18 protein-coding genes are annotated in these 20,244 nt (G+C 63.6%); 6 read left to right on the forward strand and 12 right to left on the reverse strand.

The annotated features are described in order from the left end of the window. Positions 1-58: 58 nt before the first annotated feature. The 4 genes from BJ122_RS06785 to BJ122_RS06800 all read right to left on the reverse strand — a co-directional run bounded on the left by BJ122_RS06785 (position 59) and on the right by BJ122_RS06800 (position 3,005). The gene (locus tag BJ122_RS06785) at positions 59-667 is read right to left on the reverse strand and encodes a class I SAM-dependent methyltransferase (RefSeq protein WP_110780353.1); all 609 of its coding nucleotides are present in this window, start codon (positions 665-667) and stop codon (positions 59-61) included. Continuing rightward, complete coding sequence (argC, locus tag BJ122_RS06790; protein ID WP_110780354.1) at positions 664-1,722, reverse strand: N-acetyl-gamma-glutamyl-phosphate reductase; 1,059 nt, start codon at positions 1,720-1,722, stop codon at positions 664-666. The genes BJ122_RS06785 and argC overlap by 4 nt, the downstream gene beginning before the upstream one ends. Next, complete coding sequence (locus tag BJ122_RS06795; RefSeq protein WP_146227163.1) at positions 1,719-2,186, reverse strand: hypothetical protein; 468 nt, start codon at positions 2,184-2,186, stop codon at positions 1,719-1,721. The genes argC and BJ122_RS06795 overlap by 4 nt, the downstream gene beginning before the upstream one ends. Positions 2,187-2,474: 288 nt before the next feature. Then, on the reverse strand, positions 2,475-3,005 hold the full coding sequence (locus BJ122_RS06800) for a DedA family protein (RefSeq protein WP_110780356.1): 531 nt from the start codon (positions 3,003-3,005) through the stop codon (positions 2,475-2,477). Positions 3,006-3,237: 232 nt separating this feature from the next. Here BJ122_RS06800 and parE point away from each other — a divergent pair, with 232 nt between their 5' ends. The 3 genes from parE to BJ122_RS06815 all read left to right on the forward strand — a co-directional run bounded on the left by parE (position 3,238) and on the right by BJ122_RS06815 (position 7,067). Then, positions 3,238-5,298 carry a DNA topoisomerase IV subunit B gene (gene parE / locus BJ122_RS06805; RefSeq protein WP_110780357.1) on the forward strand — a complete coding sequence of 687 codons (2,061 nt, stop codon included), beginning with the start codon at positions 3,238-3,240 and terminating at the stop codon, positions 5,296-5,298. 126 nt (positions 5,299-5,424) lie between these two features. After that, positions 5,425-5,613, forward strand: a complete 189-nt coding sequence (locus BJ122_RS06810; protein ID WP_110780358.1) for a hypothetical protein — start codon at positions 5,425-5,427, stop codon at positions 5,611-5,613. Positions 5,614-5,630: 17 nt separating this feature from the next. Further along, positions 5,631-7,067, forward strand: coding sequence for a DUF6880 family protein (locus tag BJ122_RS06815; RefSeq protein ID WP_110780457.1), 1,437 nt, complete (start codon positions 5,631-5,633; stop codon positions 7,065-7,067). 28 nt (positions 7,068-7,095) lie between these two features. Here the strand turns inward: BJ122_RS06815 and BJ122_RS06820 are convergent, their stop codons facing one another. Further along, on the reverse strand, positions 7,096-8,574 hold the full coding sequence (locus tag BJ122_RS06820; protein ID WP_110780359.1) for a caspase family protein: 1,479 nt from the start codon (positions 8,572-8,574) through the stop codon (positions 7,096-7,098). A gap of 614 nt (positions 8,575-9,188) precedes the next feature. On the opposite strand from BJ122_RS06820, the gene BJ122_RS06825 reads away from it, so the two are divergent. Further along, positions 9,189-10,664 (forward strand): DEAD/DEAH box helicase, encoded by a 1,476-nt coding sequence (locus BJ122_RS06825; protein ID WP_110780360.1) that lies wholly within the window; start codon positions 9,189-9,191, stop codon positions 10,662-10,664. 146 nt (positions 10,665-10,810) lie between these two features. Then, the gene (locus BJ122_RS06830) at positions 10,811-11,878 is read left to right on the forward strand and encodes a GGDEF domain-containing protein (protein ID WP_110780361.1); all 1,068 of its coding nucleotides are present in this window, start codon (positions 10,811-10,813) and stop codon (positions 11,876-11,878) included. A gap of 171 nt (positions 11,879-12,049) precedes the next feature. Here the strand turns inward: BJ122_RS06830 and BJ122_RS06835 are convergent, their stop codons facing one another. The 7 genes from BJ122_RS06835 to BJ122_RS06865 all read right to left on the reverse strand — a co-directional run bounded on the left by BJ122_RS06835 (position 12,050) and on the right by BJ122_RS06865 (position 19,227). Continuing rightward, positions 12,050-12,454, reverse strand: coding sequence for a HesB/IscA family protein (locus BJ122_RS06835; RefSeq protein WP_110780362.1), 405 nt, complete (start codon positions 12,452-12,454; stop codon positions 12,050-12,052). A 43-nt stretch (positions 12,455-12,497) separates the two neighbouring features. Beyond that, on the reverse strand, positions 12,498-12,869 hold the full coding sequence (locus tag BJ122_RS06840; protein ID WP_027277056.1) for an SUF system Fe-S cluster assembly protein: 372 nt from the start codon (positions 12,867-12,869) through the stop codon (positions 12,498-12,500). After that, entirely contained in the window at positions 12,866-14,107 is a 1,242-nt protein-coding gene (locus tag BJ122_RS06845) for a cysteine desulfurase (protein WP_181418896.1), read from the reverse strand. The genes BJ122_RS06840 and BJ122_RS06845 overlap by 4 nt, the downstream gene beginning before the upstream one ends. A gap of 2 nt (positions 14,108-14,109) precedes the next feature. Next, on the reverse strand, positions 14,110-15,426 hold the full coding sequence (sufD, locus tag BJ122_RS06850) for a Fe-S cluster assembly protein SufD (protein WP_110780364.1): 1,317 nt from the start codon (positions 15,424-15,426) through the stop codon (positions 14,110-14,112). 16 nt (positions 15,427-15,442) lie between these two features. Then, positions 15,443-16,198: a Fe-S cluster assembly ATPase SufC gene (sufC, locus tag BJ122_RS06855; RefSeq protein WP_110780365.1), complete on the reverse strand. Its 756-nt coding sequence runs from the start codon at positions 16,196-16,198 to the stop codon at positions 15,443-15,445. A gap of 248 nt (positions 16,199-16,446) precedes the next feature. Beyond that, positions 16,447-17,967 (reverse strand): Fe-S cluster assembly protein SufB, encoded by a 1,521-nt coding sequence (gene sufB, locus BJ122_RS06860; protein ID WP_110780366.1) that lies wholly within the window; start codon positions 17,965-17,967, stop codon positions 16,447-16,449. A gap of 93 nt (positions 17,968-18,060) precedes the next feature. Next, on the reverse strand, positions 18,061-19,227 hold the full coding sequence (locus tag BJ122_RS06865) for a cysteine desulfurase family protein (protein WP_110780367.1): 1,167 nt from the start codon (positions 19,225-19,227) through the stop codon (positions 18,061-18,063). Between the two features lie 280 nt (positions 19,228-19,507). On the opposite strand from BJ122_RS06865, the gene BJ122_RS06870 reads away from it, so the two are divergent. Further along, a complete protein-coding gene (locus BJ122_RS06870; protein ID WP_027277051.1) occupies positions 19,508-20,155 on the forward strand; it encodes an alpha/beta hydrolase in 648 nt (215 codons plus the stop codon). The last annotated feature ends 89 nt before the right edge of the window (positions 20,156-20,244 follow it).

Here is a 20,244-nt window from a genome sequence, read left to right on the forward strand (position 1 = left end):
ACCGCGTTTCAGGCGAGGATGCGGTCTGCCCCCTCGCCAGGCCATCACGCTTTGGCGATCAGGACTGACCCGGCTTACGCGCCGTGACGTGGAGGAACTGCGCGGCTTCCTGATCGAACCCCTTGCCGTCGCTGGTGCCGACCACCAGCGACGACCAGCGGCCGGCCTCCGCATAGCGTTCGCGCAGCCAGAGTTCGGACGGGTAGTTGTAGTAACGCGAGAACTTGTCGCGTCCTTCGCCCTCGCCCGATTTGAAGCTGGCGTAGAACAGCCCGCCCGGCTTGAGCGCCCGCCACACTCGCGCCAGCACCGCGGACAGTTCGCTACGTGGCACATGCAGCAGGCAGGCATAGGCCCACACGCCGTCATAAGCATCGACGGCCTCCAGCTCGTGGAACAGCATGGTCGCGACCGGCCGTCCCAGCCGCTGCGCCGCTTTCGCCGCCAGCTCCGGCGAGCCGTCGGTGGCGTGCACGTCGAACCCGGCCTGCAACATCACCTCGGCCTGATAGCCGGCCCCGCACCCAAGTTCGAGGATCGAACCGCCTGGCGGCAGCGCTTCCAGAAACGTGGTCAGCGGCCCCGCCAGCGGCGGCTTGCGTCCCTCATAGCTGTCGGCATGGCCCTGGTAGAACCGCAGGGTGTCCTGATCGACCGCGCCGCTCATGGGAACACCGCCGGCTGATCGATGCCCACGGTCTCGGCGAAGCCGAGCAGCAGATTCATATTCTGCACCGCCTGCCCCGACGCGCCCTTGGTGAGATTGTCGAGCGTCGACACCACGATCGCCCGTCCCGGCACCCGATCGGCGGCAACGCCGATCATGGTCATGTTGGAGCCGCGCACATGCCGCGTTTGCGGCGTTTTTCCGAATGGCAGCACGTGCACGAAAGGCTCCTTGGCGTAGAACTCAGCAAGAATGGCGTGAAGGTCTTGGGCGGTGCGGCCGCGCCGGCCGCGCACATAGATGGTCGACAGGATGCCGCGATTGATCGGCAACAGATGCGGCGTGAACGACGGCGTCACCTCTTTGCCCGCGGCCTTGGAAAACTCCTGATCGAGTTCGGCCATGTGGCGGTGATGACCGACGCCATAGGCGTGAAAGCCCTCGGAGACTTCCGAAAACAGCATCTCTTCCTTGGCGGAGCGGCCGGCGCCGGTCATGCCCGACTTGGCATCGATCACGATCTCATCGGTCTCGATCGCCTTGGCTTTCAGCAGCGGCACCAGCGGAAGAATGGCGCACGACGTGTAGCAGCCGGGATTGGCGACCAGACGCGCCTTCTTGATATCGCGGCGATAAAGCTCCACCAGGCCGTACACCGCCTCCTGCTGCAGATCGAGCGCGTGGTGGGCGTGGCCGTACCACTTCTCATAGGCAGCCGGATCGGTAAGCCGGAAATCGGCGGACAGATCGACCACCTTGGTGTCGGGCGCCTTGCTCAGCAACTCCTGCACCACCGTCTGGGTGGTGGCATGCGGCAGCGCACAAAACACCAGATCAAGGCCGGCCGCGGCCCAATCGACGCTGTCGATCGTCACCAATTGCGGCAGCTGGTAAGGCGCGAATTGCGGAAACACATCACCCATCATCTGCCCGGCGCGCCGGTCGGCGGTCAGCAGCCCGATCTCGACCTTGGGGTGTCGCAGCAGTAGCCGTACCAATTCCGCGCCGGTGTAGCCGGAAGCGCCGAGGATGCCGATCTTCTTCTTGTTACTCATTCCGTATCTCCTGTCGGCTTGGCCGCAGCCTCAGCCCTGATCGATGCTGCAATCAGTTCAAGCCGCAGCGTTGGCACAGCTTCGGCGATCTGCCGCGCCCCGGGTCGGCCCCGTTGCATCTGCGCGGTCGTATCGATGACGCGCCCGGTGCGGCGTTGCTGATCAACGGGGTTGTCAAAACACCCGGTCAAGCGATGGCTCCCCAGCGACTGTTTGGCGTTCACATGGCTCCTGGCCTCGTGCCGCTCGGATGTGCACACGGCCTGGCGCGGATTCGGTAGTCTTGAGGTTTCGAATGTTGCCATCACGGCGTCAAGAGACCGGGCCATGGCGCGCCGCCTGATCGCTGCCGGCGGCCCGGTGCGATGCACGTCACGGCGCAGCCGCCGCGTGCAGGCCGTGGGCGCAGCATCGGCGACACCCAAGGTGGCGGCATCCAATTCAGAGTGATGTGAAGCGATCATGACGGGCTCCTGAAAGTGAGCCACCGGACCTGATCGTTGAAAGGAGTTACCACACCTGCCGCGGACCGGATCCGGCGGCAGGGACGATGATTTCTATACGAAGTCGACCACCCATGCCGCGATGATGCGGCGGCGGCGCTGCGTGAGCTGGCAGGTCGGTGCAGAAATCATGGGCCCCGAATAAGTGCAGACCGGGTTGTGGTCAAGCACCCGCCAAGGCGATGCCTGCTCTGCACGCAGCGCGGAACTCAAGCCACGCACTGCAACCAATCATGTGCCTTCATTTGGTCAGGTGCTGGACCACAGCCAGCCGATGATCAGCGACAGGCCATCGCCGAACAGCAGCAGCACTGCCGACCACACCAGCGCGGACAGAAAGTTGGCGGTCTGGAATTGCCAATAAGGCATCTCGAAAATGCCGGCGGCCAGCGGCACCGAGGCGCGCAGCGGCCCAAAGAACCGGCCGATGAAGATGCTCGGCACCCCCCATTTGCGCACAAAGGCCTCGCCGCGTGGCAGCAGCGTCGGGAACAGCGACAGCGGCCAGATCGCGGCGACCTGCTCCTTGTAGCGGTCGCCAAACCAATACGACACCCAGTCGCCGAGCGCGGCGCCAAGCGCGCCCGCCAGCCACACCGGCCAAAAACTGACGCCGCTGACCCCGATCAGCGCGCCGATGCCGACCAGGGCACCCCAGGCCGGAACCAGTAGCGACACAAATGCGATTGATTCACCGAACGCCAGCAGAAATACCACTGGCGCCGCCCAGACCTGATGCGTGCGTACGAACGCAATCAGGTCCTGTACCGCGGCTTCCATCGTGCAACGTCCTCAAGTGGCGGCCGCGGAAACCCGACCCCCTCGCGCATCGAACCCGTTCATCGGACCGATGTATGACACAGGTAATCTGCCGTCTGGGCTGGCTCAAGGCGCATCGCGTCACATCCCCGGTGTCGTCACAGCCGCGCTGGCGTCACATTTGCAACTCTTCCGTGGCATAGTCACGGACGCCGATTCGTGCCGGCACCTCTCACAAGACATATCAGGACTCATGGCCAAATCTCTGAAGGCTAAAGCTAAATCCAAAACGGCTGACGATCTGTTCGGGGCTGCGCCGCCGCCTGCGGCGGCCGCCGCCAAGGCCAGCAGCCGCCATGTCCCCGAGGCCGCCGGCGATTATACGGCAGCCGACATCGAGGTTTTGGAAGGTCTTGAGCCGGTCCGGCGCCGGCCCGGCATGTATATTGGCGGCACCGATGAGAAGGCGCTGCACCATTTGTTCGCCGAGGTGATCGACAACTCGATGGACGAGGCGCTGGCCGGCCACGCCGATTTCATCGAGGTGGAACTGTCGGCCGACGGCTTTTTGACCGTCACCGACAATGGCCGCGGCATCCCGGTCGATCCGCACCCGAAATTCCCAAAGAAGTCGGCGCTCGAAGTGATCATGTGCACGCTGCACGCCGGCGGCAAATTCGACAGCAAGGTCTATGAGACCTCGGGCGGTCTGCACGGCGTCGGCGTCAGCGTGGTCAACGCGCTGTCGTCGCGACTCGAGGTCGAGGTGGCGCGCGGCCAGCAGCTTTACCGCATGAGTTTTGAGCGCGGCCACCCGGTCGGCAAGCTGGAAGACCTCGGCAGGGTCCATAATCGCCGCGGCACACGGGTGCGCTTCAAGCCCGATACCGAGATTTTTGGCGCCAAGGCGGTGTTCAAGCCGCAGCGGCTGTTCAAGATGGCGCGCTCGAAAGCCTATCTGTTCGGCGGCGTCGAAATCCGCTGGAAATGCGCGCCGGAACTGCTGAAGGGCCAGGAGGACGTCCCGGCCGAGGACAAGTTCCACTTCCCCGGCGGCCTCAAAGATTTTCTGGGCGCCGCGATCCACAACGACACCCTGGTTCATCCGGACATTTTTGCCGGCCGCTCCGGGCGTAATGGCGCGCATGGCGCCTGTGAATGGGCGGTGGCCTGGACCGCCGATGCCGACGGTTTTCTGTCGTCGTACTGCAACACGGTGCCGACCCCCGATGGCGGCACCCATGAATCCGGGCTGCGCTCCGCGCTGCTGCGCGGCCTGAAAGATCACGCCGAGCGGGTCGGGCTTGGCAAACGCGCCAGTTCCGTGACCTCGGAAGACGTCATGACCGGCGCCGCGGTGATGCTGTCGGTGTTCGTGCGCGAGCCGGAATTCCAGGGCCAGACCAAGGACCGGCTGGCGACCGCGGAAGCCCAGAAGATCGTCGAACAGGCGATCAAGGACCCGTTCGATCACTGGCTGTCCGCCAATCCCGGCCAGGCCAACAAGCTGCTGGAATTCGTGATCGAGCGCGCCGACGAGCGGCTGCGCCGCCGCCAGGAAAAGGAGATTTCCCGCAAAACCGCGGTGAAGAAGCTGCGCCTGCCCGGCAAGCTCGCCGATTGCACCTCGACCGCCGCGGAAGGGTCAGAGCTGTTCATCGTCGAGGGCGACTCGGCCGGCGGCAGCGCCAAGCAGGCGCGCGACCGCAAGACGCAGGCCGTGCTTCCGTTGCGCGGAAAAATCCTCAACGTCGCCTCCGCCGGCAAGGACAAGGTGGTGGCCAATGCCCAGCTCGCCGACCTGATCCAGGCGCTCGGCTGCGGCACCGGCGCGCAGTACCGTGAAGACGATTTGCGCTATTCGCGCGTGATCATCATGACCGACGCCGACGTTGACGGCGCCCATATCGCTTCGCTGCTGATCACCTTCTTCTATCGGCAGATGCCAAAGCTGATCGACGGCGGCCACCTCTATCTTGCGGTGCCGCCGCTCTATCGCCTGACCCACGGCGCCAAGACCGTCTATGCGCGCGACGATGCGCACAAGGACGAGCTGCTGAAAAAGGAATTCAACGCCAACGCCAAGGTCGACGTCGGCCGCTTCAAAGGTCTTGGCGAAATGATGCCGGCGCAGCTCAAGGAAACCACCATGGACCCGGCCAAGCGCACGCTGCTGCGCGTGGTGCTGATGGCGGACGACCGCGAAGGCACCGCCGATTCCGTCGAGCGGCTGATGGGCACCAAGGCCGAAGCGCGCTTTGCCTTCATCAGCGACAAGGCGGAATTTGCCAGCGACGAGATGCTGGACGTGTAGCGCTACCGGTGCCGGTGCGAGCTGAGTTCGGACCGGCCTCCAGCCCCGTCGATAGGCTATTCTACAGGGTGATTGCGCGGCTCGCTGGGCCGCGCCATGATGGCGCTCTGATATGAGGAGCTCGCCATGCGCACGCTGCTGCTGATTGTCGGCATCTTCATTGTGCTGATCGGCCTGATCTGGACCGGCCAAGGCGCCGGCATTGTCCGCTGGCCGGTGCAGAGTTTTATGATCGATCAGTCGAAATGGATGCTCTATGGCGGCTTGACCGCGCTCGGCGGCGCGCTGCTGATCTTTCTGTCGCGGCGTTCATAGCCGGATAATTCGTGATCATGGCATCGAAAACAGCCTTGAAGGCAGAACACCTTGAAACACTCGGCGCGCGGCGCCTCGCCGAGCTGCTTTTGGACATCACCGCCAACGACGCAACCGCGAAACGGCGGCTTCGACTCGAACTCACGGCCCTCACCGCACCCAAATCTATCGCTCCCGAAATCGGCAAGAGGCTCGGCCAAATTGCTCGCGCAAAAAGCTTTCTCGACGCGCGGAAGGTCAATGAACTCGCTACCGATCTCGATGCGCAGCGCCGTGCAATCGTTGAGCGCGTCGCTGCGATCGATCCCACTGAAGCGTTGGATCTGATGTGGCGATTGGTCGAGATGGCCGACGCTGTACTAGAACGCAGCGACGACAGCAACGGACGGCTGGACAAGCTCTTCAGCAGCGCCTGCCGCGACCTCGGGAAGCTTGCAGAAGCGGCAAAACCCGATCCGATCGCCCTGGCCGATCGCGCGCTCAGCATGCTGGAGAAGCATCACTTCAGTTCCTGTGAAAATCTGATCGAAACGATCAGCTCCTCGCTCGGGAGCACCGGCCTCCAATACTTGGGGCAGAAGCTGGTCGAATTGTCCAAACAGCCAGTGCTGCGCCCCGCCGACGAGGACCGAGAAGTGATAGGATGGGGATCGGGTGGCCCGATCTACCTCGACCAAGTCTTGGGAAGCGCTCGCGAGTCGATGATCCGCCGCAACCTCAAGATAATCGCAGACCTTCAAGGTGACGTCGATTCCTACATCGCCCAGTACAGTAAGGAAGCACGAAAGCAGCCCGGAGTCGCCGCAGGTTTTGCACGGCGCTTGCTCGCAGCTGGCCGCGCCAATGATGCGCTACGCGCCCTCGATGACGCCAAGCCGGTTCGACGCAACCTGTTCAATCTTCCTTGGGAAGACGCCAGGATCGAAGTACTCGATGCGCTCGGCCGCAGCGATGACGCGCAAGCCGGCCGATGGTTGTGCTTCGAGCAATTGTTGAGCCCAGAACATTTGCGCTCCTACCTCAAGGTCCTTCCGGATTTCGACGATGTCGAAGCCGAACTTCGCGCGCTCGATTACGTCGAACGCTTTGAGTATTTCATGCCGGCTCTGGCATTTCTGGTATCGTGGCCCGCGCTTGATCGCGCCGCGCGCCTGGTGACGCGACGTGCCGCGGAGCTGCAAGGCGACCACTACGAACTTCTCTCACCAGCGGCTGATGCACTCGCCGGCAAGTATCCGCTCGCCGCAACGCTGGCGCTGCGAGCCATGATCGACTTCACCCTGATCCAGGGCCGCTCGGCCCGCTATCGCCATGCCGCGCGACATTTGTTGGAATGCGAGAGCTTGGCCAGCGCAATCACCGACTTCGGAGCTTTCGAGAGCCACGTCACGTACAAGACTCGCTTGCGCGTGGAGCACGGCCGCAAGACCGGCTTCTGGAGCCTTCTTTCCTGACGCGAAGTCGGCCGCTGCAACGTCGCAGCTACTTCCGAAACGTCTTGATCTCCGAGACGCTGCCATCGCGATAGGAGAGCTCGATCGAAACTTGCTGGGTGGTCGGCGCGATTTTTAGGTACGGCTGCGCGTCGGCGGGAATCCGCACCGGATCGCGCAGATCGCAGGGCGGCAGTTTCAGCACCCGATCCGGCACGGCGCTATCGATGCCGATCCGCGCTTCGCGGATCGCGCAGCGATAGGACATCAGATGCGTGTAGTACAATAGCGAGCTATTGGCGCCGCCGAACGCCAGCCAGCTCGTCGCGGTCATGTCGAGGATTTTGCGCTGGTCACGGATCAGCGCCGCCTCGGGCTCGAACTTGATCGGAAACGGCCCCTGCATGTCGCCATTGGCATCGACATAGCGCACCTCGATGGTGGCGGCGCCAGCATCGGGCGGCAATTGCATCGAGGGGTTCGGCATGCGCTTGCGGGTGCGCGAGTCGAGCGCGTCGAGCTGCCCGGTTTCGCGAAACTCGCCATTGCCGATCCGCCACGAAATCGCCAGTGCCGGCTCGGCGAGCGAGAACGACACGGCCCAGCCGCCATTGTGACGCGAGAAGCTGGCAATCGGCGCATTGACGGCGGCCGCGGCCGGCGGGCGCTGCACCGGCAGCGCCGCGAGTTTGGCGGGTGGCGGTTCGCCCGCGGCACTGTCGGCGCGGGCCGCGCCACTCAGCACCACGTCGTCGACCATCTGGTCGAAATACACCGGCACCTGGCGATGGCCGGCCGCTTCGGCCAGCTCACTGACAATGCGCCGGGTGCGCTGCGCGACCTGCACCAACGTGTCGCCCGGCTGCAGCAATTGCTTGGCAAACACCCGGGTGAACACCGAATTCGGATCGGTGTCGCTATCCGACAGCCGGTCGAGCGCGGTCTGCCGCGGGCCGGCGGAAAACACCGAAAACACCCCTTCCGGCAGCGCCGTCATCGGCGCCAGCCCGCCGTCACCGCCGAGCGCTCGCACGCCGCTGCGCGCGAATGGATTGTTGCGGCAGGCGTCGAACACCAGAATCGAACTGCGCACGCCGCGATTCTGCAGCCGCTCGATGATGCGGTCGGCCTGCATCGCGGCGTCGCGCACCAACTCCTCCTGGCCCGCGGTGACGGCCGGAACGTCGGTCGGCAGCAGAAAATTCTGGCCGCCGATCTCAAAGCCATGGCCGGCATAGAAGAAGAACGCGGTGTCGCCGGGATCGAGCGCGGCATCGAATGCCAGAAGGCTTTGGCTAAACGCCTGGCGGGTCTGGTTCTCCGCCACCATCACCGCAAAGCCGAGCTGCTTGAGCGTATCGCCCATGGTGCGGGCGTCGTTGACCGCCTTATGTAGCCTCGGCAACGCGCGATAATCGTTATTGCCGATCAGCAGCGCGACGCGCTTGGCAGCAGCGGGCAGCGGCACCGCACTCAGCATCGCCGCGATCGCCGCCATCATCGTCATTCGCCGACATCGTCGCAGCATCGCCCTGCCCCTGGTTTGAGCTTTTTCGGTCCTGATGGCATCAGAACCGAAGCTCTCAACTGATGTTCTGACGCGCTTTCTTGACGCGAACCGGCATCCACTGCGCGCGAAAACGCCACCTGGGCGCGCCGCCGCACCCTGGCGATAGTCGATCAGGATTTAGTGCCGGTTCAAGAGCCCGGCGCGCGCAGTTCCGGCTCGTCACCGCCACACCATTGAGGTATCGCGGCACAGCTTTCGCGTGTGGTGACGCGCGCGTTGATGCCGGCTGGCGGAAACAGCCGGTTCGGCCGGTGCTCAGACCCGCCGCAGCCGCGCGGCAGGTCTGCCATTTATCCGAAAACATTAAGCTTTTCGGCGCCGGCCGCGCGATTCGGATTGACTTTGAGCGAATTCCCCCTATGTTCCGGCGCAACACGGCCAAGTATCGACCAAGTATCATACGCACTAGTCGATGTGGCCGCCTGTTCGCGTAGCCCATTTCCCCGTGCAAAATTGCGTGCCGTTCCGGGGTTGAACGCGACGGGTTTTTCCCCCGAATCCAAGCGGCGGTTTCGACCAGAGGAATGATGATCCGATCAGACAGGATCGCTCGTTCCGACAACAGAGGCGCAATGTCTTTCAACCATCTCGGCCTGTCCGAAAAGGTCCTCGCCGCCGTCGCGGCCACTGGCTACACCGCCCCCACTCCGATCCAGGACCAGGCCATTCCCCACGTGCTGGCACGACGGGATGTGCTCGGCATCGCCCAGACCGGCACCGGCAAGACCGCGGCATTCGTGCTGCCGATGCTGACGCTGCTGGAAAAGGGCCGCGCCCGGGCGCGCATGCCGCGCACGCTGATCTTGGAGCCGACCCGCGAGCTCGCCGCCCAGGTCAAGGAACAATTCGACAAATACGGCGCCGGCCAAAAGCTCAACGTCGCGCTGCTGATCGGCGGCGTGTCGTTCGGCGACCAGGATGTAAAACTGACGCGCGGCGTCGATGTGCTGATCGCCACCCCGGGCCGCCTGCTCGACCACACTGAGCGCGGCGGGCTGCTGCTGACCGGCGTTGAACTGCTGGTGATCGACGAAGCCGACCGCATGCTCGACATGGGCTTCATTCCGGACATCGAGCGGATCTGCAAGCTGGTGCCGTTCACCCGGCAGACGCTGTTCTTCACCGCGACCATGCCGACCGAAATCCGCCGGATCACCGAGACGTTCCTGCACAACCCGGTGAAGATCGAAGTGTCCCGGCCCGCTTCAACCGCCGTGACCGTGACGCAATCGCAGGTCGTCGCCGGCCGCGAGCCGCATCAGAAGCGCGACATGCTGCGCCGGCTGCTGCGCGGCGCCGTCGATCTCAAGAACGCGATCATCTTCTGCAACCGCAAGCGCGACGTCGCGCTGTTGACCCGCTCACTGCAACGCCACGGCTTTAGCGTCGGCGCGCTGCATGGCGATATGGATCAGACCGCGCGCATGGCTGCGCTCGATCAGTTCCGCAAGGGCGAGCTGCCGCTGCTGGTAGCGTCCGACGTTGCCGCGCGTGGCCTCGACATTCCCGAGGTCAGCCACGTTTTCAATTTCGATGTACCGCATCATCCCGATGACTACGTGCATCGTATCGGCCGCACCGGCCGCGCCGGCCGGCTCGGCACTGCGGTGACGCTGGTGACCTCGGCCGACGCCAAGGCGGTCGCCGCGATCGAGAAGCTGATCGGCAAGGAAATTCCGCGCGACAGCATCGCCGACGCGCCGGTGGAAGCTGACGCCGCCGGCGAAGAGGATGCCGCGCCGGCGCGCCGCTCGCGTTCGCGCAAGTCGAGCGCCGAACCGCGTCCGGCTCGCGAACAGAAGGCGGAACCGCGCGCCAATCGCGAAGAGCGTCGGCCGCGTCGCGAACGCAGCGACAACAACCGGCGTGATCGTGAAGCGCCGCGTCCTGAAAATCAGGAGATCGACGACAATGCCGCGGTTGCGGCACTGCCGCCGTCGATCGGACGCATTCCCGCGCCGCGCCCGCAGCGGCAGCGCGATCTGGAACCGGCGGACCACTCGCATCTGCCTGCGTTCCTGTTGCGTCCGATTCGTGCACGCGGTTGACAGCACAGGGCTTTCTGAGCTGTCATCCCTGAACATTTACGCAATGTTCACCCCATCTTCGTAGACGTACGGGGAATATTATCGCGCGTTAGAATTGCCGCGGTCGGGGTTTCGGGCCTAGCGCCCGAAGGTGGGGACGCGAAAAGATGATTGCTGCGCAGGAAGAATATGAACGCACCATGGCTTATGCCGAGGTGGCGTTTCATCAGCTGAAATCGTTTCGACAAAGTCCCGTCCCGCGCAACTACGAGATCTGGTACGTCTACGCCACCGGCCACAACGCCGACCTCAACAAGATCATCAACGAGACGCTGGCGCGCAGCGGCAAACTCACCGAAGCCGATCTCGATCAGATCTACGACGCTTATCTGTCGCACGGCCGCACCAACGATCGCATCGACAAGATAGGCGCGCGCGTCGTTGCCGAAATTGAAGATGTCATGTCGCTGATCGGCGACGCGCTCGGCCTCACCTCCAGCTTCGGCAGCAATCTCGACAACGCCAACCAGATCCTGTCGCTCGCCAGTGATCGCGAGCAGGTGCTGGCCGTGGTCGAGCGGTTGGTGGCCTCGACCCGGCAGATGCAGCAAGCCAATCGCGCGCTCGAGCACCGTCTGTCGACCTCGAAGATCGAGATCACCAATCTGCAGCAGAATCTCGAAGCGATCCGCGCCGAGAGTCTGACCGATGCGCTCACCGGGCTCGGCAATCGCAAGCATTTTGACCGCGCCGTCGATGAGGCGATCCGCCAGGCGCTGGCTCAGTCCGAACCGCTGTCATTGTTGATGATCGATATCGATCACTTCAAGAACTTCAACGACACCTACGGCCACCTCACCGGCGATCAGGTGCTGCGTCTGGTCGGCATGTCGCTGAAGCAGACCATCAAGGGCCAGGACATCATGGCGCGCTATGGCGGCGAGGAATTCGCCGTGGTGCTGCCCAACACCACGCTGCGCCATGCGGTCGGCGTCGCCGAAAACATCCGCCGCACCGTGACCTCGAAAGAGCTGAAGAAGAAATCGACCGGCGAAATTCTCGGCCGGGTCACGATCTCGATCGGCGTGTCGTCGCTGCGCCCCGACGAAGACATGGATTCGCTGATCGAGCGCGCCGACGGCTGCCTGTATGCCGCCAAGCGCAACGGCCGCAACCGCGTGATCTGCGAGACCGACCGCGAATATCTCAGCGAAATCCGCATCAACGTCGCCTAGCGCGGCCGCGGTGCTGACGGCTGATCCAACTCATCAAAATTGGCGCAGCTCAAAAACGAAGATGGCCGGGACGAGCCCGGCCATGACGTGCGGATGGGTTGGTATCAATTTCCGTTGGTATTATAGCTTGGTGGATCAGGCGCGCATTCGCTCGCGTAGCAACCGCGCCGATCAGCCCTCGATACGCGCTGGCGTGAGCTGCACCGACTCGCCGCAACCGCAGGCGCTGGTCTGGTTTGGATTGTTGAACACAAAACTTGCCGACATCTTGTCGGTCTTAAAATCCATCTCGGTGCCGAGCAGGAACAGCACCGCCTTGGGATCGACCAGGATTTTTACGCCCTTGTCTTCCACCACCTCGTCAGACGGCAGGATCTCGCTGGCATAGTCAACGGTGTAGGACTGGCCGGCACAGCCGCCATTCTTGATGCCGACCCGCAGCCCGACCATGCTGCCCTCGCCGCGCGCCATCAGCTCACGCACGCGCTGCGCCGCAGATTCGGTCAGCCGCATCACCTGCGGCCGCGGGCGCGGCTTTGAAGCGGTGGCCTGGGTCGCGCTGCTGGTATCGGTCATCTCGTCTCCCTGCACGAAAGCTTGGTACGAAGGTGGGTCACCCTCACCACATGTTGAGGACCAAACGCGCCTCATCGCTCATCCGTTCCGGGGTCCATGCCGGATCCCAGACGATGTTGACGCTGACGACGCCCACACCTGGCACCGTGGCGACCGCGTTCTCGACATTAACCGGAAGGTCGGCCGCCGCCGGACAATTCGGCGTGGTCAGCGTCATATCCACTTCGACCGAACGGTCGTCCTTGATATCGACCTTGTAGATCAGGCCGAGCTCATAAATGTCGGCCGGGATTTCCGGGTCATAGACCGTCTTCAGCGCCGCGACGATGTCGCTCGCCAAGCGTTCGGTTTCCGCCGGCGGCAGCGCCGACGATGTTTGCATGTTGCTTAGTCTGGCTTCAGCCGTGTCGGTCATGCGAACATATCCCGTGCCTTGATCAACGCCTCGACGAATTTGTCGACTTCATCGTGGGTATTATACATCCCGAATGATGCCCGGCAGGTGGCGGTCACCTGGAATCGCTCCAGCAGCGGCATCACGCAATGAGTTCCGGCGCGCACCGCAATGCCCTGGCGATCGATCACGGTGGCGATGTCGTGCGGATGAGCGCCTTTGAGCTCGAACGAGATCACCGGACCCTTGTTACGCGCGGTTCCAATCACCCGCACCGCATTGATCTCGCGCAGCCGCTGTTGCGCGTAGTCGAGCAGCGCCATCTCATGCGCCGCGATCCGCTCCTTGCCGATCGCGTTGATGTAGTCGATCGCCGCGCCCAGCCCGACCGCCTCGACGATCGCCGGCGTGCCGGCCTCGAATTTATGCGGCGGGTCGCCATAGGTGACCCAGTCGCGCGCCACCTCGCGGATCATCTCGCCGCCGCCATTATAGGGCCGCATCGCCACGAGGTGCTCGTGCTTGGCGTACAGCGCGCCGATGCCGCTCGGGCCATACAGCTTGTGGCCGGTGCAAATGTAGAAGTCGCAATCGATGTCCTGCACGTCGATCGCCAGATGCACCGCGCCCTGGCTGCCATCGACCAGCACCGGAATGCCGCGGGCATGGGCGATCCGCACCACGTCCTTGACCGGCACCACGGTGCCGAGCGCATTGGACATCTGGGTGATCGCGACCAGCTTGGTTTTTGGCGTCAGCAGCTTCTCGAACTGATCGAGCAGGAAATTGCCTTCGTCATCGACATCGGCCCATTTCAGCACGGCGCCCTGGCGTTCGCGCAGAAAGTGCCACGGCACGATGTTGGAATGATGCTCCATGATCGAGAGCACGATCTCGTCGCCCTCGCCGATATTCGGCCCGCCCCAGGACGACGCCACCAGATTGATCGCCTCGGTGGCGTTGCGCGTGAAGATGATTTCCTCGGTGCGCCGCGCGTTCAGGAACTGCGCCACGCGGGTGCGGCCGCCCTCATAGGCTTCGGTCGCGGCATTGGCGAGGTAATGCAGACCGCGGTGCACATTGGCGTATTCGCTCTCGTAGCACTTGGTCATGCGGTCGAGCACCGCGCGCGGCTTCTGCGCCGATGCGGCGTTGTCGAGATAGACCAGCGGCTTGCCATAGACCTGCATTGACAGCGCCGGGAAATCGGCGCGGATGCGCTCGACGTCATAAGCTCCATTGGTCACGGCGGCGTGCATGTTCATGCCCGTGCCTCCAGCCAGCGCTCGCCAACGGCAATGGCCAGCGCGCGAAGTTGATCATCGACGATCGATTCAATCGCTTCGCCAATGAAGGCTTGAATCAGCAAGGCCTGCGCCTCCTTTTCGGGTAGTCCGCGAGCGCGCAGATAGAACAGCAGCGTGTCATCGAGCGCGCCGGTGGTGGCGCCGTGGCCGCAGGTCACGTCGTCGGCGAAAATTTCCAGCTCCGGCTTATTGTCGGCCTCGGCCTCGTCGGACAGCAGCAGCGCCCGCGTCATCATCTTGGCGTCGGTCTTCTGCGCATGCGGGCGCACCATGATGCGGCCCTGGAACACCGAATGGGCCCGGCCATCCAGCACCGCGCGGAACACCTCGCGGCTGACGCAATGCGGCACGGCATGATCGAGGAACAGCGTGGTGTCGGCGTGCTGGGTGCCGTTCAACAGGTTGACGCCGTTAGCGGTCACTTCCGCGCCTTCGCCATTGAAGCGCACAAAACCCTGATAGCGGCTGACACCACCGCCGGTGGTCAGCGCACAGGCGTTGTAGCGCGCCTGGCCATGCAGCGAGGCGAACAGCGAGGCGATGTGGAAGGCGTCAATGGCGTCTTCGTTGAGGCGCAGATGATCGAGCCGCCCGCCCTCAGCGATCGTGACATGAAGCGCATCATGAAGCTGGTAGCGCGTGCTGCCATCGGCCGCGACAAAGCTCTCGACCAGCGTCGCCGTGGCGTTCTGTCCAACGCGCAGCAGCGAGCGCGTCACGATCGACGCCGGCTCGGTCGCCGCTGCGACGTGCACGATCTGCAGCGGCCGCTGCAAGGTGATGTCGGCGCCGACTTCGATCACCACGCCATCGGTCATCAGCGCGGCATTGAACGCCACCATGGCGTCTGCGGTGTCAGGCGCCGGCCAGCGATCATCGAGCGCTTCGCCAGCTGCCAGCACCTCGCGCAGCGGCCGGATGCTGAGCCCGGGCTCGAGTTCGGCAAGGTCGGACAAATCGGCGACAAACACGCCGTCCACCAGCACCAGGCGGCGCACGCCGTCGATCGCGTGCAGTTGCAGCGCGTCGGCGGCACGGGCGAGATGGGCGTGGTCGGGCGCCGCAGCGAGCGGCAGCACTTCGCGCATCAAAACGCGCAGATCGGTGTACTTCCAGTCCTCGACCCGGCGATGCGGCAAGCCCTGGCTCGTGTAGCGGTCGAACGCGGCTTGGCGCTGCTCGGTCACAGCGGCAGCACCGGGCAGCCGGCTACGCGCCGCCTCGAAGGCATTTGCCGCCTGTCCGTCTGGTTTGGTCGCAACAACAGTCATCACAGCATCCGCCAGCTCAGGCCGCCGCCTCGGTGTATTGCGCATAGCCGGTGGCTTCGAGCTCCAGCGCCAATTCCTTGCCGCCGCTCTTCACCACCCGGCCCTTGGCCATCACATGCACCACATCGGGCACGATGTAGTTCAACAACCGCTGATAGTGCGTGATCACCACCATCGAGCGCTGCGGCGAGCGCAGCGCATTGACGCCTTCGGAAGCAATGCGCAGCGCATCGATATCGAGGCCGGAGTCCATCTCGTCGAGGATGCACAGGCTCGGCTGGAACAGCGCCATTTGCAGCACTTCGTTGCGCTTCTTCTCGCCGCCCGAAAAGCCGACATTGACGCCGCGCTTCAGCATCTCCTGCGGAATGCCGAGCGAGCCGGCGACCTCACGCACCTTCTTCAAAAATTCCGGCGTCGAGAACTCGCCCTCGCCGCGCGCCTTGCGCTGCGCGTTCAGCGCGGTGCGCAGAAAATTCATGGTGGCGACGCCGGGAATTTCCACCGGGTATTGGAAGGCGAGAAATACGCCCTTGGCGGCACGCTCCTCCGGCTCCATCGCAAGCAGATCCTCGCCCTTGAACAGGATCTCGCCGCCGGTCACTTCGTAGCCCGGCTTGCCGGCGATCACGTGACTAAGCGTCGATTTGCCGGAGCCGTTCGGCCCCATGATGGCGTGCACCTGGCCTTCCTCGACCGTGAGCGTCAGGCCGTGCAGGATTTCCCGCTCCTCGACACGCACCTGCAAGTTTTTGACTTCGAGCAATGCCATTGTTGTCTTTCGTCCTCTAGTCTCGTCAGTATCCCGAGGTGCAAGTACACTCAGCGCCTGCGCGGATGACCGTCGTCATTTTCCGTTGCTCATTGTCCGGGATGTGCGCTTTGCGACCATCTCGGGCGATGGGTGATGTTCTGTTGTCGACCGTGCAAATCTCGCACCAAGTCTGACACCAAGTGGCGACCTTGCGGGGTGAGCGTCGTCCGGAGCGTTGCGGACAAACCGCTGCCCCGGTGCCACTATCAGCCGACGCTCCCCTCCAGCGAAATCGAAATCAGCTTCTGCGCTTCCACCGCGAACTCCATCGGCAGTTGCTGCAACACGTCCTTGACGAAGCCATTGACCACCAGGCCGACGGCTTCCTCTTGGCTGAGCCCGCGCTGCACGCAGTAGAACAGCACATCCTCTGAAATCTTCGAGGTGGTCGCTTCGTGCTCGAACACCGCCGATGAGTTTTTCGCTTCGACATAGGGCACGGTATGCGCGCCGCACTGATCGCCGATCAGCAGCGAATCGCAGGCCGTGAAGTTGCGCGCGCCGGCCGCTTTACGATGCGCGGTGACTAGGCCCCGATAGGTGTTTTGCGATTTGCCGGCCGAGATGCCCTTGGAGATGATCCGGCTCGAGGTGTTCTTGCCGAGATGGATCATCTTGGTGCCGCTATCGACCTGCTGATAGCCGTTCGAGATCGCGATCGAGTAGAACTCACCGCGCGATTCGTCGCCGCGCAGAATGCAGCTCGGATATTTCCAGGTGATCGCCGAGCCGGTCTCGACCTGGGTCCAGGAAATCTTCGAGCCACGGCCGCGGCAGTCGCCACGCTTGGTGACGAAATTGTAGATGCCGCCCTTGCCCTCGGCATTGCCGGGGTACCAGTTCTGCACCGTCGAATATTTGATCTCGGCATCATCGAGCGCGACCAGCTCGACCACCGCGGCATGCAGCTGGTTCTCATCGCGCTGCGGCGCGGTGCAGCCTTCGAGATAGCTGACATAGGAGCCCTTGTCGGCGATGATCAGCGTGCGCTCGAACTGGCCGGTGTTGCGCTCATTGATGCGGAAATAGGTCGACAGCTCCATCGGGCAGCGCACGCCGGGCGGCACGTACACAAACGAGCCGTCGGAAAACACCGCCGAGTTCAGCGTCGCAAAGAAGTTGTCGGTGGTCGGCACCACGCTGCCGAGATATTTTTGCACGAGCTCAGGATGCTCGCGGATCGCCTCGGAGATCGGCATGAAGATCACGCCGGCCTTCTTCAGCTCCTCCTTAAAAGTGGTGGCCACCGAGACGGAATCGAACACCGCATCGACCGCGACCTTGCGCTGTTCGACCGGAGCCTCGCCATCGTCCTCGCCCGCCGGCTTGGCGCCGGGCGCGACCACGCCTTCCAGCACCGCCACTTCGCGCAGCGGAATGCCGAGCTTCTCGTAGGTCTTCAGAATTTCCGGATCGATCTCGTCGATCGACGACAGCTGCTTCTTCTGCTTGGGCGCCGCGTAGTAATAGAGATCCTGGTAATCGATTTTCGGATAGTCGACGCGCGCCCAGGTTGGCTCGCTCATGGTCAGCCAGCGCCGATAGGCTTCCAGCCGCCAGTCCAGCATCCAGGCCGGCTCGTTCTTCTTGCCGGAGATGAAGCGGATCGTGTCTTCGGAAAGCCCCTTGGGGGCCTTTTCGGATTCGATGTCGGTTTCGAACCCATAGCGATACTGATCGACGTCGATACGGCGAACCCGTTCGACCGTCTCTTGTTCAGCCGGCATTCTGTCCTCCGCTCGCGGTTTCAAGGACCGCGGTGGATTGTTTCAGCTTTGCTTACGCAACTGCGAACATGAAATCAGCTAGTTTGGAACCGTTCAAGCTCTGTTTCGTGCTTCCGCGTAATTTTCGTGGCCCCCTGTAGCTAAGGTGCCGGACAGCTTTCGCCAGACCTCGGCGCAGCGATCGACGTCATCTGCGCTGGTCTGCCAGCCCAGGCTGATCCGAATCGCGCTACGCGCCAGTTCCGGCGGTAACTGCATGGCTTGCAGCACGTGTGAGGCCTCGACTTTGCCCGAGGAACAGGCCGATCCGGCCGATACCGCGATCCCGGCGAGATCGAAACCGATCACCGTGGTTTCCGCTTTCATGCCCGCGCGTGCCACCAGAGTGGTATTGGGCAGCCGCGGCTGCTGATCCGCGATCACTTCGGTTCCCGGAATCTGCCGCAGAGCTCGCTCGAGCTGATCGCGCAGCGTACCAACCCGTTCCATGTCGGACTCACGACTCGCGATCGCAGTCTCCGCCGCCGCGCCAAACCCGACAATGCCAATGACATTCTCGGTGCCGGCGCGCCGGCCCTGTTCCTGGCCACCGCCGCGCAGCAGCGGACCAGGCGGCAACCGCCCCGGCGCCAGCACCAACGCGCCGACGCCTTTCGGGCCACCGATCTTGTGCGCCGACAGCGTCAGCCAATCGGCCTGCGATTCGCCGATCGAGAAAGCGATCTTGCCGAACGCCTGGATGGCATCGACATGGAGCAGGCCGCCGGCGCCATGCACCAGCTCGGCAATCTTTGCGATCGGCTGGATCACCCCGGTCTCGTTATTGGCGAGCATCACCGACACCAGCGCCGGGCCAGCCGCGGCCAGCAGGGCTTGCAGGTGATCGAGGTCGAGCAGCCCGGACCGCGTCACCGCGATCTCGGTGACCTGCGCCGCCAGATAGAGGCCGCCGGCCCGCACCGAGGGGTGCTCGATCGCCGAAACCAGCAGCCGATCATAGGTTTGGCCGGAATTATTCAGGCTCGGCGTGAGCGCCAGACCATTGGCCTCGGTGCCGCCTGAGGTGAAGATCACATCTTGCGGCCGCGCGCCGACGGCGGCTGCGACCTGCAGCCGGGCGCGCTCGACCGCGCCGCGCGCCTTGCGGCCCTCGGCATAGACCGCCGACGGATTGCCGAGCTCAAACGCCGCCTGCATGGCGGCGCGCGCTTCAAGGCGCAGCGGTGTGGTGGCGTTCCAGTCGAGATGGATACGGTGCAAGGCAGCAGGGTCCCAATGCGGATGGCGACGTCACGGTAGGCGCGCCGCGTCAGTAATGCCAGTCAATCCCCCGACATCGACGCCGCCCGAACCATGGCCACGGCCCGGATGTGCTTAATATGCTTGCATTTAGCCCGCTGCCTTATGCTAGAACGCGGCCTTCGTTCAATCCGCCGTTCCATCACTGCAATGGCGCTGATCGTCCCTTTGTTCGCACAGCAAGGCCGCGCGACGGCCCCGATGAGCCCGCGTCGCCGCGCTGTTTTACCAAGGAAAATCAATGCCTGAGGTTATTTTCACCGGGCCCGCCGGCCGTCTCGAAGGCCGCTACCATCCGGCCAAGCAGAAGAACGCGCCGATCGCGATGGTGCTGCACCCGCACCCGCAGTTCCACGGGACGATGAATCACCAGATCGTCTATCAGTGCTACTACGCCTTCGTGCATCGCGGCTTCTCGGTGTTGCGCTTCAACTTCCGCGGCGTCGGCCGCAGCCAGGGCTCGTTCGACCACGGCACCGGCGAATTGTCGGATGCCGCCTCGGCGCTCGACTGGGCGCAGTCGATCAATCCCGAAGCGCGCGCCTGCTGGGTCGCCGGCTTCTCGTTCGGCGCCTGGATCGGCATGCAGCTGCTGATGCGCCGCCCCGAGGTTGAGGGTTTCATCTCGATCGCGCCGCCCGCCAATCTCTATGACTTCTCGTTCCTGGCGCCCTGCCCGTCGTCCGGGTTGATCGTCCATGGCGAAAAGGACGCGGTGGTGCCGCCCAAGGACGTCAACACCCTGGTCGAGAAGCTGAAGACCCAGAAGGGCATCGTGATCGACCAGCAGATCATCCCGGGCGCCAACCACTTCTTCGACGGCAAGCTTGAGCCGCTGATGGAGTCGGTGACCAACTATCTCGACATGCGTCTCGCCAACGTGCGCTGACGACCGCGCACGCCTACGACAACGTGCGCTGACGCCATTTGCCCAGACCGGCCGCTGGTTCGCCCCGCGGCCGGTTTTTCGCTAGCAAA

This window comes from Rhodopseudomonas faecalis, from assembly GCF_003217325.1.
In the GTDB taxonomy this organism is placed as follows: domain Bacteria; phylum Pseudomonadota; class Alphaproteobacteria; order Rhizobiales; family Xanthobacteraceae; genus Rhodopseudomonas; species Rhodopseudomonas faecalis.

Coding starts and splice junctions, on each gene's coding strand:
- BJ122_RS06785 (WP_110780353.1), bottom strand. CDS start 667: ATGAGCGGCGCGGTCGATCAGGACACCCTGCGGTTCTACCAGGGCCAT.
- argC (WP_110780354.1), bottom strand. CDS start 1,722: ATGAGTAACAAGAAGAAGATCGGCATCCTCGGCGCTTCCGGCTACACC.
- BJ122_RS06795 (WP_146227163.1), bottom strand. CDS start 2,186: ATGATCGCTTCACATCACTCTGAATTGGATGCCGCCACCTTGGGTGTC.
- BJ122_RS06800 (WP_110780356.1), bottom strand. CDS start 3,005: ATGGAAGCCGCGGTACAGGACCTGATTGCGTTCGTACGCACGCATCAG.
- parE (WP_110780357.1), top strand. CDS start 3,238: ATGGCCAAATCTCTGAAGGCTAAAGCTAAATCCAAAACGGCTGACGAT.
- BJ122_RS06810 (WP_110780358.1), top strand. CDS start 5,425: ATGCGCACGCTGCTGCTGATTGTCGGCATCTTCATTGTGCTGATCGGC.
- BJ122_RS06815 (WP_110780457.1), top strand. CDS start 5,631: ATGGCATCGAAAACAGCCTTGAAGGCAGAACACCTTGAAACACTCGGC.
- BJ122_RS06820 (WP_110780359.1), bottom strand. CDS start 8,574: ATGCTGCGACGATGTCGGCGAATGACGATGATGGCGGCGATCGCGGCG.
- BJ122_RS06825 (WP_110780360.1), top strand. CDS start 9,189: ATGTCTTTCAACCATCTCGGCCTGTCCGAAAAGGTCCTCGCCGCCGTC.
- BJ122_RS06830 (WP_110780361.1), top strand. CDS start 10,811: ATGATTGCTGCGCAGGAAGAATATGAACGCACCATGGCTTATGCCGAG.
- BJ122_RS06835 (WP_110780362.1), bottom strand. CDS start 12,454: ATGACCGATACCAGCAGCGCGACCCAGGCCACCGCTTCAAAGCCGCGC.
- BJ122_RS06840 (WP_027277056.1), bottom strand. CDS start 12,869: ATGACCGACACGGCTGAAGCCAGACTAAGCAACATGCAAACATCGTCG.
- BJ122_RS06845 (WP_181418896.1), bottom strand. CDS start 14,107: ATGCACGCCGCCGTGACCAATGGAGCTTATGACGTCGAGCGCATCCGC.
- sufD (WP_110780364.1), bottom strand. CDS start 15,426: ATGACTGTTGTTGCGACCAAACCAGACGGACAGGCGGCAAATGCCTTC.
- sufC (WP_110780365.1), bottom strand. CDS start 16,198: ATGGCATTGCTCGAAGTCAAAAACTTGCAGGTGCGTGTCGAGGAGCGG.
- sufB (WP_110780366.1), bottom strand. CDS start 17,967: ATGCCGGCTGAACAAGAGACGGTCGAACGGGTTCGCCGTATCGACGTC.
- BJ122_RS06870 (WP_027277051.1), top strand. CDS start 19,508: ATGCCTGAGGTTATTTTCACCGGGCCCGCCGGCCGTCTCGAAGGCCGC.